General features: G+C 54.5%; 2 protein-coding genes and 1 pseudogene. All 3 read right to left on the bottom strand.

Annotated features, from left to right (window positions below; genetic code table 11):
- A partial coding sequence (locus tag EOA85_RS36125; RefSeq protein WP_164760173.1) for a flagellar biosynthetic protein FliR occupies positions 1 to 486 on the bottom strand: 486 nt, incomplete at its 3' end.
- 8 nt (positions 487 to 494) lie between these two features.
- The gene (locus EOA85_RS36120) at positions 495 to 743 is read right to left on the bottom strand and encodes an EscS/YscS/HrcS family type III secretion system export apparatus protein (protein WP_081714428.1); all 249 of its coding nucleotides are present in this window, start codon (positions 741 to 743) and stop codon (positions 495 to 497) included.
- Between the two features lie 29 nt (positions 744 to 772).
- A pseudogene (locus EOA85_RS36115) lies at positions 773 to 930 on the bottom strand (EscR/YscR/HrcR family type III secretion system export apparatus protein); the annotation flags it as partial.

Here is a 930-nt window from a genome sequence, read left to right as displayed (position 1 = left end):
GTACAGGACACTGATCAAAGTTTCCAGGCCTCCTGATCCGACGAATATGGCAATCGCAGTGATCCCCAGAAAAACGCCCATCGCGGAAGCCTGACTGTTCGTCGCGGGATCGGCCGAAGCGGTCGGGCTGCTGATGCCGCGTTGGTTGTCGATAAGCTCCCCGGCAGCCTGAAGGCCCCAAAGCGGAATGCCAAGAAAAGTGCCAAGGAGTACACCGACAAAAACTTCCTTGAATCCGAGCAGGGTTAGCTGGATCAGGCGTGTATCAGAATCCAGCGCCGGCAATCCGCCGCTGACGTGTGCCAGGCATGGTAGTGCGAAGCCAACAGCCAAACAGCCCCGGATCAGCCCACTGATCTGCGAGCGTGTGAATACGGGAAAGATCAGCATGATGCCCATCGCGCGGGCTGCCCCAAGACCTGCCGCAACGACGAGTTCGAGAGCCGTCTGGATCAGAATTTGAATATCGGCCGATGGCGCGTCCATGGGGCGGACTAGTAGCTAAGTGTCATTGCGGGAAACTCGGTGAAGATCTGATCGGCTAGCTCTATGAGCGGGGCGCTTAGCACAGGAGCAAACAGCCCAATCACCGCGACAACGACCAGAAGCTTCACGGTGAGCGGCAAGCTTTCATCCTGGATCTGCGTCGCCGCCTGGAGGATGCCGATGACGAGGCCGACAACCACTGATGCAATGAGCGGCGGTAGAATCCAGATCATGAAAACCACCAGTGATTGGCTCATAAGAGTAATGATGCTGGATTCAGTGATGATCAGCCTCCCGGTAACGTATAACTCAGCACAAGCCCATGCATCAATTTTGACCAACCATCAATGGCAACAAACAAAAAGATCTTGAACGGGACAGATATAACAGTTGGTGAGACCATCGACATACCCATTGCCATCAAGATAGTTGTCACTATCAGAT

The organism is Mesorhizobium sp. M5C.F.Ca.IN.020.29.1.1, assembly GCF_003997375.1.
In the GTDB taxonomy this organism is placed as follows: Bacteria; Pseudomonadota; Alphaproteobacteria; order Rhizobiales; family Rhizobiaceae; genus Mesorhizobium; species Mesorhizobium wenxiniae.
This window is presented reverse-complemented; position numbering and strand designations above follow the sequence as displayed.

Bases quoted from the DNA above. Each gene is read 5' to 3' on its own strand.
- EOA85_RS36120 (WP_081714428.1), bottom strand. From the start codon at position 743: ATGAGCCAATCACTGGTGGTTTTCATGATCTGGATTCTACCGCCGCTC.